11 protein-coding genes are annotated in these 12703 nt (G+C 71.8%); 1 reads left to right on the top strand and 10 read right to left on the bottom strand.

The features are described 5' to 3' along the window. Positions 1–19: 19 nt before the first annotated feature. Complete coding sequence (locus tag HEK131_RS08950) at positions 20–706, top strand: nucleotidyltransferase domain-containing protein (protein WP_244334313.1); 687 nt, start codon at positions 20–22, stop codon at positions 704–706. Here HEK131_RS08950 and HEK131_RS08945 read toward each other — a convergent pair. The 10 genes from HEK131_RS08945 to HEK131_RS08900 form a co-directional block, all read right to left on the bottom strand. Then, positions 703–1725, bottom strand: a complete 1023-nt coding sequence (locus HEK131_RS08945; RefSeq protein ID WP_244334312.1) for an ADP-ribosylglycohydrolase family protein — start codon at positions 1723–1725, stop codon at positions 703–705. The genes HEK131_RS08950 and HEK131_RS08945 overlap by 4 nt on opposite strands. A gap of 131 nt (positions 1726–1856) precedes the next feature. Further along, entirely contained in the window at positions 1857–2924 is a 1068-nt protein-coding gene (locus HEK131_RS08940) for a pseudouridine synthase (protein WP_217465429.1), read from the bottom strand. A gap of 13 nt (positions 2925–2937) precedes the next feature. Beyond that, positions 2938–3573, bottom strand: coding sequence for an SMC-Scp complex subunit ScpB (scpB, locus tag HEK131_RS08935; RefSeq protein WP_217465428.1), 636 nt, complete (start codon positions 3571–3573; stop codon positions 2938–2940). Further along, positions 3570–4496 carry a segregation and condensation protein A gene (locus HEK131_RS08930; protein WP_244334311.1) on the bottom strand — a complete coding sequence of 309 codons (927 nt, stop codon included), beginning with the start codon at positions 4494–4496 and terminating at the stop codon, positions 3570–3572. Before HEK131_RS08930 ends, scpB begins: the two co-directional genes overlap by 4 nt. Before the next feature lie 39 nt (positions 4497–4535). Continuing rightward, the gene (locus HEK131_RS08925) at positions 4536–5081 is read right to left on the bottom strand and encodes a hypothetical protein (RefSeq protein WP_244334310.1); all 546 of its coding nucleotides are present in this window, start codon (positions 5079–5081) and stop codon (positions 4536–4538) included. After that, on the bottom strand, positions 5066–6058 hold the full coding sequence (locus HEK131_RS08920; protein WP_381072978.1) for a ParA family protein: 993 nt from the start codon (positions 6056–6058) through the stop codon (positions 5066–5068). Before HEK131_RS08920 ends, HEK131_RS08925 begins: the two co-directional genes overlap by 16 nt. A 555-nt stretch (positions 6059–6613) precedes the next feature. Further along, the gene (ald, locus tag HEK131_RS08915) at positions 6614–7729 is read right to left on the bottom strand and encodes an alanine dehydrogenase (RefSeq protein ID WP_217465467.1); all 1116 of its coding nucleotides are present in this window, start codon (positions 7727–7729) and stop codon (positions 6614–6616) included. A gap of 148 nt (positions 7730–7877) precedes the next feature. Next, positions 7878–9947 (bottom strand): tetratricopeptide repeat protein, encoded by a 2070-nt coding sequence (locus HEK131_RS08910; RefSeq protein WP_244334308.1) that lies wholly within the window; start codon positions 9945–9947, stop codon positions 7878–7880. 175 nt (positions 9948–10122) lie between these two features. Then, a complete protein-coding gene (locus HEK131_RS08905; protein ID WP_244334307.1) occupies positions 10123–10749 on the bottom strand; it encodes an NUDIX domain-containing protein in 627 nt (208 codons plus the stop codon). Between the two features lie 84 nt (positions 10750–10833). Continuing rightward, entirely contained in the window at positions 10834–12501 is a 1668-nt protein-coding gene (locus HEK131_RS08900) for a CTP synthase (protein WP_217465466.1), read from the bottom strand. Positions 12502–12703: the final 202 nt, after the last annotated feature.

Below are 12703 nucleotides of genomic sequence, written 5' to 3'. Positions count from 1 at the left end.
CCCGCGTACGCTCCCCCGCATGCGCCCCGCCGACCTGGTCCGTGACCACACCGTCTACGCCTGTGTCATGGGCTCCCGCGCCTTCGGCCTGGCCACGGACACCAGCGACACCGACCGGCGGGGCGTGTATCTGGCCCCGACCCCGCTGTTCTGGCGCTTCGAGAAGCCGCCGACGCATGTCGAGGGGCCGGGCGAGGAGCGGTTCTCCTGGGAGCTGGAACGCTTCTGCGAGCTGGCACTGCGGGCCAACCCGAACATCCTGGAGTGCCTGCACTCCCCGCTGGTGGAGCACCTGGACGACACCGGCCGCGAACTGCTGTCCCTGCGCGGGGCGTTCCTCTCCCGCCAGGTCCACGCCACCTTCACCGGCTACGCCCTCGGCCAGCGCCGCAAGCTGGACGCCGACGTACGCACCACCGGCGCCCCGCGCTGGAAGCACGCGATGCATCTGCTCCGCCTGCTGGCCAGCGCCCGCGACCTGCTCCGCACCGGTGAGCTGCGGCTCGACGTGGGCGAGGGGCGCGAGGCGCTGCTGGCGGTCAAGCGGGGCGAGGTGCCCTGGCCGGAGATCGAGTCACGCATGGCCCGCCTGGCGGAGGAGGCCGACGCGGCGCTGTCGCGTACCCCGCTCCCGGCGGAGCCGGACCAGACTCGGGTGGCGGACTTCCTCTACCGCACGCGCCTTGCCTCGGCCCAGCACGCCTAGGCGTCCCAGAGGGCGCCCAGTTCCATCAGCTCGTCCCGGTGCTCGATCCGGTCGACCCAGTCCGCCGGCCAGGCGTCAGCGCCCAGCCAGGCGCCCGCGAAGGCGCCGGTCAGGCAGGCGATGGAGTCGGAGTCGCCCGACGTGCAGGCGGCCCGGCGCAGCGCCAGGACGGGGTCGCCGGGGAAGAGCAGGAAGCAGAGCAGGCCGGTGGCCAGGGCTTCTTCCGCGATCCAGCCCTCACCGGTGGCCAGGCACGGGTCGGTCTCCGGGGAAGCCGTGCGGACCGCGTTCCGGAGGCGGTCGAGGACGGCCAGGCATTCGTCCCAGCCACGGGCGATGAAGTGTTCGGGGCTGGGGTCCTGGGCGCGGGACCACAGGTCACCGAGCCAGGCGTGGTCGTAGTGGGTGCGGTGGTCGAGGGCGTAGGAGCGCAGCCGCCCGACCAGGCCGGCGGGGTCCGTGCCCTGGGCGAGGAGCCACACGGCGTGCGCGGTGAGGTCGGAGGCGGCCAGGGCGGTGGGGTGGCCGTGGGTGAGGGCGGACTGCAACTGGGCGGCGCCGGAGCGCTGTCCGGCGCTCAGGCCGGGGACCAGGCCGAGGGGGGCGACCCGCATGTCGGCGCCGCAGCCCTTGGAGCCGACCTGGCTCGCGTCCCGCCAGGGCCGCCCGTCGTCCTTCAGCAGCTCGCACGCCGTCAGGCAGGTCCTGCCGGGCGCGCGGTTGTTCTCCGGGGACTCGTACCAGGCCACGAACTCCTCGCGCAGCGGCCTCTCCAGCCGTGCGGGCGAGAGATCACCCCGGCCGGTCGCGGTGCGCAGCGCACGCCCCAGCGCGAGGGTCATCTGCGTGTCGTCGGAGACGAGGGCGCGGTCCGGGAGCTCCATCTCCCGCCAGGGACCGCACTTGGCGAGGATGGAGGGCACGTCGTCGAACTCGGTCGGAAAACCGAGCGCGTCGCCGAGTGCGAGGCCGAGCAGGGAACCGGCGGCTGCGCGCTTTCCCGCGGGTGCGGCGGTCATGGGTACGCCCTTCCGGGCACACCCCGCCCCGGCCCCCGTTGGTCCGGCCGCACGGCCACCCGACTAATCGTCAGGTTGACCATAAAGCCGGACCGTCGCCGACGGCAAGACCTCGCCCCGGGGGCCGGGTCCTAGAGGTCGACTTCCTTCATCAGCATGCCGACCTCGGTGTTGGACAGGCGGCGCAGCCAGCCCGACTTCTGGTCGCCGAGGGTGATCGGGCCGAAGGAGACGCGCACCAGCTTGTCGACGGGGAAGCCCGCCTCGGCCAGCATGCGGCGCACGATGTGCTTGCGGCCCTCGTGCAGGGTCACCTCGACCAGGTAGTTCTTGCCGGTCTGCTCGACCACCCGGAAGTGGTCCGCGCGGGCGTACCCGTCCTCGAGCTCGATGCCGTCCTTCAGGCGCTTGCCGAGGTCGCGCGGGATCGGGCCCACGATGTGCGCGAGGTAGGTCTTCTTGACGCCGTACCTCGGGTGCGTGAGGCGGTGCGCCAGCTCGCCGTGGTTGGTGAGCAGGATGACGCCCTCGGTCTCCGTGTCGAGCCGGCCCACGTGGAAGAGGCGGGTCTCACGGTTGGTGACGTAGTCCCCGAGGCACTGGCGCCCGTCCGGGTCCTCCATCGTGGAGACGACACCGGCGGGCTTGTTCAGCGAGAAGAACTGGTACGACTGGGTCGCGACGGTCAGACCGTCGACCTTGACCTCGTCCTTCTCCGGGTCCACCCGGCGGCCCTGCTCCAGCACGATCTCGCCGTTGATCTCGACGCGGGACTGCTCGATCAGCTCCTCACAGGCACGCCGCGAGCCGTAGCCCGCGCGGGCGAGGACCTTCTGCAGCCGCTCGCCCTCCTGCTCGGCACCGGGGAAGGTCTTGGGCGGCTTCACGTCCTTCTTGCCCTCGTACCGCTCCCGGTTGCGCTCTTCGGCCCGCGTCTCGAACTCACGCGAGCGGCCGGGCGCCGTACGGCCGCGCCCCGCCTGCTGGGACTGCTTGGGGCCGCCCTTGGCGCCGCCGCGCGCCGCGCCGCCACGGCCGGCCTTCGGGCCGTCCTTCGTGGCGCCGGGACCCACGTCGTAGCGGCGCTCCTCCGGGCGGGGCTTGCTGGGGCGGCCCTGCCCCTTGCGGTCGTCCCGGTCGTTGCCCTGGCCGCGGGGGTTACCGCGTCCGCTGTTCCTGCCGCTGCCGCTGCTTCGCATCAAGGTTTCCGTCTTAGTCGTCTGCGTCCTGACCGCCGGGCGCGTCGGGCGCGTCCGGGTCGAACGACGGGACTCCCTCCTGGGTCTCCGCCTCGATCGCCTCCGCCTCGGGGAGGAAGGGCGCGAGTTCCGGAAGCTCGTCCAAGCCGCGCAGGCCCATCCGCTCCAGGAAATAGTTCGTCGTCACGTACAGGATCGCACCTGTTTCGGGTTCCGTGCCCGCCTCGGCGACCAGACCGCGCTGGAGCAGGGTCCGCATCACGCCGTCGCAGTTGACCCCGCGCACCGCGGAGACGCGGCTGCGGCCGACCGGCTGGCGGTAGGCGACGACCGCGAGGGTCTCCAGGGCCGCCTGGGTGAGCCGGGCCGTCTGGCCCTCCAGCGCGAGGCGTTCGACGGCCGCCGCGTAGGCGGCACGGGTGTAGAAACGCCAGCCGCCCGCGACGAACCGCAGCTCGAAGCCCCGACCCTGCGCGGTGTAGTCGTCGGCCAGCTCGCGCAGCGCGGCGGCGACCTGACGCCTCGGCCGCACGAGGATCCTGGCGAGGTGTTCCTCGGTCGCGGGCTCGTCCACGACCATCAGCACGGCCTCCAGGGCGGGCTTGAGGTCGAGGGCGGCGACGCGGTCGTCGGTGGTCTCGTGGTTCACGTCTTCTGCTTCCCGGCCGTCCCGGCCGTCTCTGCGGGCCGGTCGAACTCGTCGGTGACCATCGGGGCGGCCTCGGTCTCCCCGCCGGTCCAGCGGACGAGCAGGGTGCCGAGCGCGGTCTCCTGGTCCAGGGCGACGGCCTTCTCGCGGTACAGCTCCAGCAGGGCGAGGAAGCGGGCGACGACGGTGAGGGTGTCGTCGGTGTCGGCCACGAGAGCGCGGAAGTCGCTCTCACCGGCCTCGCGCAGCCGGGCGACGACGATCCCGGCCTGCTCCTGGACGCTGACCAGCGGGGCGTGGATGTGGTCGACGTACACCTGCGGCCTGGCCTTCGGCTGCATCGCCTTGACCGCGAGCTCGGCGAACCCCTCGGGCCCGATGCTGATGACCACCTCGGGCAGCAGCTCGGCGTGCTCCGGCTCCAGACCGACGGTACGGGGGTACCGGCGGCCCTCGTCCTCCAGCCGCTCGTTGAAGATGTCGGCGATCCGCTTGTAGGCGCGGTACTGGAGCAGCCGGGCGAAGAGCAGGTCCCGCGCCTCCAGCAGGGCGAGGTCGGCCTCGTCCTCGACCTGGGCGGCTGGCAGCAGCCGGGCGGCCTTCAGATCGAGCAGGGTGGCGGCGACGACCAGGAACTCGGTGGTGCGGTCCAGGTCCCAGTCGGGCCCCATGGCCCGGATGTGCGCCATGAACTCGTCGGTGACCCTGGACAGGGCGATCTCGGTGACGTCCAGCTTGTGCTTGGTGATGAGCTGGAGCAGCAGGTCGAAGGGGCCCTCGAAGTTGTCCAGCCGGACCTTGAACACCCCGTCGGGCGCGGCCTGCTCAGGCGGCTCGACGGGAGCCGGGGCCGGAGGTGCGGTGTCCGGGCCCCGGCCCAGCGGGCGTCTCGGGCCAGGGGTGGCGGTGTGGTGCGGGTTCATGGGGGTCGCAGGCTATCGCTCGACCGGCCGGAAGAGCGGCTAGCGCCCCCGCAGCCGCCGTACCAGGATGCTGGCTTCCCCGCGCGACTCCAGGTCGGCGAGGACCACGGCGACCGCCTCACGGACGATCCGGCCGCGGTCGACGGCGAGGCCGTGCTCGCCGCGCAGGACCAGGCGGGCGTGTTCGAGGTCCATCAGTTCCTCGGCCGAGACGTACACGGTGATCTTCTCGTCGTGCCGCTCGCGCCCGCTGGGCCGCCGGGCGGCCGCCCGGCCGCGCTTGCGGGGCTGCTCGTCGGAGCCGTCCTGCTCGGTCTGGCGCCGTGCGGGCCGGATGCGGGACTCGCCGGACCCGTCCGGTTCCGGGCCGGCCGCCGCGGTGTGCTCGGCGCCCTCGCCGTCGCCGCCCTGCGCGGGCACCGACTGCGGCGCGTCCTGCGCCGCGGCCGGGTCGCTCTCCCCCGCCGGTGCGGGCACCCGCGCCTCGCCGCCGGGTCCGCGCCGGGGCGAGGACGGCTGGAGCGCCATCCCTCCTGTCGTACGGAACAGTTCGTCGGCTCCGGGCAGACTCACTCGGCGTGACACCGGGCGAGCACCTCCCTGGCGAGCTGACGGTAGGCGGCGGCGCCGACGGAGTTGGAGGCGTAGGTGGTGATGGGCTCGCCGGCGACCGTGGTCTCCGGGAAGCGGACCGTCCGGCCGATGACCGTGTGGTAGACGTGGTCGTCGAACGCCTCGACCACCCGGGCCAGCACCTCGCGGCTGTGGACCGTGCGCGAGTCGTACATGGTGGCCAGGATGCCGTCGAGCTCCAGCTCCGGGTTGAGCCGCTCCTGGACCTTCTCGATGGTCTCGGTCAGCAGGGCCACACCGCGCAGCGCGAAGAACTCGCACTCCAGCGGGACGATGACCTTGTGCGCGGCGGTGAGCGCGTTGACGGTCAGCAGGCCCAGCGAGGGCTGACAGTCGATCACGATGTAGTCGTAGTCGTCCATCAGCGGCTTCAGGGCGCGCTGGAGCGTGGACTCGCGCGCGACCTCGGAGACCAACTGGACCTCGGCCGCGGACAGGTCGATGTTGGAGGGCAGCAGGTCCATGTTGGGGACCGCCGTCTTCAGCAGGACCTCGTCGGCCGACATGCCCCGCTCCATGAGCAGGTTGTAGACGGTGAGGTCCAGCTCCATCGGGTTGACGCCGAGGCCCACCGACAGCGCGCCCTGCGGATCGAAGTCCACGAGCAGCACGCGCCGGCCGTACTCCGCGAGCGCCGCGCCCAGGTTGATGGTCGACGTGGTCTTGCCCACGCCGCCCTTCTGGTTGCACATGGCGATGATCTTCGCGGGGCCGTGGTCGGTCAGCGGGCCCGGGATCGGGAAGTACGGCAGCGGGCGCCCGGTCGGGCCGACGCGCTCACGACGCTGACGGGCCGCGTCGGGCGCGAGCGTGGCCGCGTACTCCGGATCGGGCTCGTACTCGGCGTCGGGGTCGTAGAAGTGCCCCTCGGGCAGTTCGTCGTAGTCGGCGAAGTGGTTGCGGGGCGCGCCACTTCCGTCGCCGGCCATGGCGTTCACGTGTTGGCCATCCATGCTCTGGTGTGCTCTCCGGGCCGTCTGCGGAACCGGACTCTGGTGGGCTGCGAAGGTGCGCACCGCGACGGAGCCGACGGCCTCGAGTCCCTCGGGACCCTGGCCCTCTCCGCGCAATCCTGGTCGACCACCTCCGGGAGAAAATGTCGACTCATTCACAAGTCGTCTTACCTCCTTGGTGACCAGGAAACTTCTAGACAAGGTCAGCGTGGCACCATGCCGACGGTTGGCGACTCTATGGCGTGTCGGCGGTCCGCAGCAACACAATCCGCCGGACCCGGCTCGATGTGTCGACAATGAAACATCCCGCTGTCAAGGGCGTACAGCCGTCGCACAGCAGGTTTCACCGGTGTGCGAATCGGTCCAAGCGTTACGTTCGAGGCGAGTTGGCCTAGCGTCGCAAAGTGACCATACACACATCCGGCCGGACCTTGTCGGGCAAGGTCCGGCCGGGTTCACGGTGTTGACGATCCGTGTTGACGAATCGTCTTTTCCACGCTGGCGACTTGGGGGTCCGCCGCGCGGAGCGGGTCAGCCGATGAGCGTCTCGATCGGGAGGTGCTCCAGGCCGTGCGCCTCGGCGACCTCCTTGTAGACCACCTTGCCGTCATGGGTGTTGAGACCACGGGCGAGCGCGGCGTCGCGGCGCAGCGCCTCGACCCAGCCGTTGTTGGCCAGCGAGACGATGTACGGCAGCGTCGCGTTGGTGAGCGCGTTGGTGGAGGTGTTGGGCACCGCGCCGGGCATGTTGGCGACGCAGTAGAAGACCGAGTTGTGCACCCGGAAGGTCGGCTCGGCGTGCGTGGTCGGACGGGAGTCCTCGAAGCAGCCGCCCTGGTCGATGGCGATGTCGACAAGGACACTTCCGGGCTTCATCCGCGACACCAGCTCGTTGGTGACCAGCTTCGGGGCCTTGGCACCCGGGATGAGGACGGCGCCGATGACGAGGTCCGCGTCCAGGACGGCCTTCTCCAGCTCGAAGGCGTTGGACATGATCGCCTTGACCTTGCTGCCGAAGATCCGGTCGGCCTCGCGCAGCTTGTTGATGTCACGGTCCAGCAGGGTGACCTCGAAGCCCATGCCGACGGCGATCTGGGTGGCGTTCCAGCCGGAGACACCGCCGCCGATGACGACGGCCTTGGCCGGGGTCACGCCCGGGACGCCGCCCGGCAGCACACCGCGGCCGCCGGCCGGGCGCATCAGGTGGTAGGCGCCGACCTGCGGGGCCAGGCGGCCCGCGACCTCGGACATCGGGGCGAGCAGCGGCAGCGCGCGGTTGGCGAGCTCGACCGTCTCGTAGGCGATGGCCGTGGTGCCGGACTCCAGCAGGGCGTCGGTGCACTCGCGGGAGGCGGCCAGGTGGAGGTAGGTGAAGAGGATCTGGTCCTTGCGCAGGCGGTGGTACTCCTCCGCGACCGGCTCCTTGACCTTGAGCAGCAGGTCGGCGCTGGCCCACACCTCGTCGGCGGTGTCGAGGATGCCGGCGCCGGCGGCGATGTACTCCTCGTCCGTGATCGAGGAGCCGAGACCGGCACCCCGCTCGACGACGACCTGGTGGCCGCCGCGCACCAGCTCGTGCACGCCGGCGGGGGTGATGGCCACCCGGAACTCGTTGTTCTTGACCTCGCGGGGGATGCCGACCTTCACGTCGATCACGGTCCTTGGCTCAGGGGGTATGGGGGGTGCACTGAAAGACATACCCAGGCATGCCTGGGCACACCGGGAGACACCGCAGGAGAACGTGCGGCAGAGCCAGTTTAATGAAGGTGTTCCGCGTGTCTAGCCTTCCATTGCATCAATCTTCATCAGATGCACTGCGGATTTCGCAGGCGTCGACGTCCGGTTGCACCGACTCACCGTTCTCCGTGGGCCCGTTGGCCGCCTCCTCCTCCAGCATGCGCTCAGCCGCCGCCCGGTGCAGGCGGGCGGCCGTTGGGTCGCCGAGCCGGTCCAGGGTGTCGGCGAGCCGCAACTGCAGCGCGGCCTGCAGCCGGGCGTCGTCCGCGCGCCGCGCCCACTCCACCGCCTCCTGGCAGGTGCGCAGGCACTCCTCGGGCCGTCCGGCGTACTCCTGGACGCGGGCCAGCTCGCTCAGGGCGCGCGCGTGGGCGGCGACGTCGCCCTCCTTGCGGTACCCGGCGAGGGCGGCCCGCCAGTTGCGCTGCGCCTCGCCGTAGCGGCCCGCGTAGGTGTGGGCGGTGGCGATCCGGCCGTAGAGCCGGGCGGCCTCGGCGCGCTCGCCGCGGGCGAGGCGCTGGGACAGGGCGCGCCCGAACCAGTCGGCGGCCCGGTCGTGGTCGCCCAGCTCCTGGTGGGCTCCGCCGACGGATTCCATCGCGCGGCCGGTGGCGTACGGGTCGTTCGCCTCGCGTCCGGCGTCCAGCGCGGCGCGGTAGCGGGCCAGCGCGTCCCGGGTGCGGCCGGTCTGCGCGTCCACGTCGCCCAGGTTCAGCAGGGCGGCGGCCTTCTCTCGGGCCAGTCCGCGCCGCTCGGCGACGTCGAGGACCAGGCCGTGGATGCCGTACAGGTCGGGGGCCGCGGCCTGGGTGCCGAAATGCGCGACCATGGCCCGCACCAACTGGGACATCAGGCGCCTGGCCAGCGTGTCCAGCTCACCGTCGGCCACCGCGAGCCGGGCCGCGGCCAGCAGCGCCGGACGCCGCGCCGCGAGCCATTCGGCGGCCGCGCCGGAGCTGGGGAAGCGCACGGCCGGGGGCAGGGCCTGGAGCTTCTCGCGGGCCTGGGGACTGTCGGTCTCGGCACTGGCACGGCAGGACTGCAGCAGCCGTACGTCGCGTTCCAGCAGCCGGGCGCGGGCGAGCTGGAGTTCGGCGGGGCGTTCGTTGCTCTCGGCGAGGGCGCGCAGCAGGGGGTGCAGGCAGCCGGGGATGTCGTACTCGGGCAGCGGTCCGACGACCGGGCGGAGCAGACCGAGGGTCGCCAGTTCCCTGAGCGCGGTGTGGGCGGCCTTGAGCGAGCAGCCGGCGAGTGCGGAGGCGGTCTGCGCGTCGACCGTGCCGGCCGGGGCCTGGGTGAGCAGGCGCAGGGTGCGGGCGGTGGAGGCGGGCAGTCCGTCGTGGACGAGTCCGAGGACGCGGGCGAGGACGGGGCCGTCGTCGGGGTCGGTGTGCAACCGCTTGGCGAGGTCCGAGACGGCCGTCTGGGGGCGGGCCGCGAGCCAGCCGCCGGCCAGGGTGAGGGCGGCGGGCTGGCCCTCGCAGATCTCGGCGAGGTTCTCGGCGGAGCGCGGGTCGACGGTGACGCGGACCGAGCCGGTGTGCCGGGTGAGCAGTTCCACCGCGGACTTGGTGTCCATGCCGCCCAGGGTGCAGGGGCGGACGTCCGAGATGCCGGTGAGGGGGCCTCTGGAGACGGCGACCACCAGGCAGTCGGGGGCGTCCGGGAGGAGGGCGTCGACCTGTTCGGCCCCGGCGGCGTCGTCCAGCAGGAGCAGGGCACGCCGGGAAGCGAGGGCGGCGCGCAGGGCCTCGGTCAGCTCGTCCTCGGCGGCTCCGGCCGGAGCGCGGGTGCCGAGGGCGGCGAGCAGTTCCCGGGCGGTGCGTTCGACGGGTACGGGGGTGCCGTCGGGGTCGCTGAGGCGGGCCCGGAGCACGCCGTCGGGGTAACGCTGCGCGACCTGGCGGACGAACTCCTCGGCGAGCGCGGTCCGGCCGGAGCCGGGGCGCCCGGCGATGAGGAGGACCCGGGCCCTGGGTGCCTTGCGGCCCGCGAGGGTGTCCAGGCCGGTCCGCTCGATGTCGGCCCTGAGCTCTTTCAACTCCCTGGTGCGCCCGAGGAACTGACCCTCCGGGGCCGGCGGCTCCGACAGCCGCGCCTCTTCCTGGTCCACCGCCTGATCCGTCACGGGCCACGCTCCCGTCCCACCGCACGCGCAAAGCCCGCCGGTTCTTCCGGTACGGGCGTTTGCAGAGCCTAGTTCACGCTCTGCGACGTTCCCGGTGGAGCGCGGCGGACACGTCCCCCGATCGGATCAGGCGATGGTCACACCAATGCGGTGCCGCCTCGGGTCCCGGCCGGGCTCAGGAGGCGAAGGGACGCGCGGGCCAGGGCGCGTCGGCCGGGCGCAGGCTGTCCAGACCGTCCCCGGCGCGGGCGGCGACCAGCGAGAGGACGCCCACGACCAGGCAGTTGTTGTGCACGTCCCCGGCGAGCACCAGGCGGACCAGCTCGTCCACGGGCACGCGCGCGTACTCCATGTCGGTCTCCTCGTGCTCCGTGACGAAGCGCTCCCCCTCGGCCTCGGAGAGGTCGCGGGCGAGGAAGATCCGTACGGCCTCGTCGCAGCCGCCGGGCGTGGTGTAGACGTCGGTCAGCACCCGCCAGTCCTCGGCCATGACGTGCGCCTCCTCGTACAGCTCGCGCTGGGCGGCGTGCAGCGGGTTCTCGCCGGGCACGTCGAGCAGACCGGCCGGGATCTCCCAGAGCTTGTGGCGCACGGGGTGGCGGTACTGGTTGATGAGCAGGACCCGGTCCTCCGCGTCCAGGGCGAGGACGGCGACCGAGCCGGGGTGGACCTGGTAGTCACGGCGGACCACCGAGCCGTCGGGCATGACCACGTCGTCCGTGCGGACGGAGGTCTTGTTGCCCGTGAACGGGGTCGCGCTCGCGCGGACCTCCCACTCCTCGGGGGTGTCCTTGATCGTCATGCCCTGTCCTTCCACGTGCGCAAAAGAAAACCGGGGTGCGCACCTTTGAAGGTTCGCACCCCGGTCACCGTAACAACTGGTGTGTTACTTGGAGTTCTTCGGCTTGCCCGCCGTCTTGCGCTCGACGGCGGCCTTCACCAGACCCGCGAACAGCGGGTGCGGCCGGGTCGGCCGCGAGCGCAGTTCGGGGTGCGCCTGGGTGGCGACGAGGTAGGGGTGGACCTCGCGCGGGTACTCCACGTACTCGACGAGCTTGCCGTCGGGCGAGGTGCCCGAGAAGACGATGCCCGCCTTCTTCTCCAGCTCGGCGCGGTAGGAGTTGTTGACCTCGTAGCGGTGGCGGTGCCGCTCCTCGACGTACTCCTTGCCGTCGTAGACCTCGCGGACGATGGAGCCCTCGGCCAGCTTCGCCGGGTACATGCCCAGTCGCATGGTGCCGCCCATGTCGCCCTCGCCGGCGACGATGTCCATCTGCTCGGCCATGGTGGAGATGACCGGGTGGGCGGTGGCCGGGTCGAACTCGGTGGAGTTGGCGTCCGGGATGTCCGCCAGGTTCCGCGCCGCCTCGACCACGATGCACTGCAGGCCCAGGCACAGGCCGAGCAGCGGGATCTTGTTCTCGCGGGCGTAGCGGATGGCGCCGACCTTGCCGAGCACACCGCGGTCGCCGAAGCCGCCGGGGATGCAGATGCCGTCCACGTCACCGAGGGCGGCGGCGGCACCGGCCGGGGTCTTGCAGTCGTCGGAGGTGACCCACTTGATCTTGACGCGGGCCCGGTTGGCGAAGCCGCCGGCGCGCAGCGCCTCGGTCACCGACAGGTAGGCGTCGGGCAGGTCGATGTACTTGCCGACCAGGGCGAGGGTGATCTCGTGGTCCGGCTTGTGCACCCGGTCCAGCAGGTCGTCCCAGGTGGTCCACTCCACGTCCCGGAAGGGGAGGTCGAGCTTGCGGACGACGTAGGCGTCCAGGCCCTCGGCGTGGATGACCTTCGGGATGTCGTAGATGGAGCGGGCGTCGGGGCAGGCCACGACGGCGTCCTCGTCCACGTCGCACATCAGCGAGATCTTGCGCTTGATGGCGGTGGGGACCTCGCGGTCGCAGCGCAGCACGATCGCGTCGGGCTGGATACCGATGTTGCGCAGCGCGGCGACGGAGTGCTGGGTCGGCTTGGTCTTCAGCTCGCCGGAGGGGCCGATGTACGGCAGCAGCGAGATGTGGACGACGAAGACGTTGTCCCGGCCCACCTCGTGGCGGACCTGGCGGACGGTCTCCAGGAACGGCAGCGACTCGATGTCGCCGACGGTCCCGCCGACCTCGGTGATGACGACGTCCACCTCGTCGGTGGCCATGCGCCGGATGCGGTGCTTGATCTCGTTCGTGATGTGCGGGATGACCTGCACGGTGTCGCCCAGGTACTCACCCCGGCGCTCCTTGGCGATGACCGTGGAGTAGACCTGGCCGGTCGTGACGTTGGCCGAGCCGTCGAGGTCGCGGTCGAGGAAGCGCTCGTAGTGGCCGATGTCCAGGTCGGTCTCGGCGCCGTCGTTGGTGACGAACACCTCACCGTGCTGGAAGGGGTTCATCGTGCCCGGGTCGACGTTCAGATACGGGTCGAGCTTCTGCATCACGACGCGCAGGCCGCGAGCCTTGAGCAGCATGCCCAGGCTGGAGGCGGTGAGGCCCTTGCCGAGCGAGGAGGCAACACCCCCGGTGACGAAGATGTGCTTGGTCGTCGTAGATTTCGGCGGCATGGCCAAGAGGGGGCTCCCGTGGTCGCTGTCTGTGATGCGGTGCGGCCGCCGGTCCGGAGGATCAGGTGTTCCTCGCGGTGGCGTCGTCGCTGCGGTTCGGGGGTTTTGGGGCCCACCGGTCCACGGGCTACCAGGGTATCAGCGCCTGGAGGAGTCGGCGTCCGACCACGCTCCGCAACCGGCCGGCGGGGCTCGCGTGACC

It is taken from the genome of Streptomyces seoulensis (genome assembly GCF_022846655.1).
In the GTDB taxonomy this organism is placed as follows: Bacteria; Actinomycetota; Actinomycetes; order Streptomycetales; family Streptomycetaceae; genus Streptomyces.
Note: the sequence above shows the minus strand (reverse complement) of the source record. Positions and strands in the feature narration are given on the sequence as shown.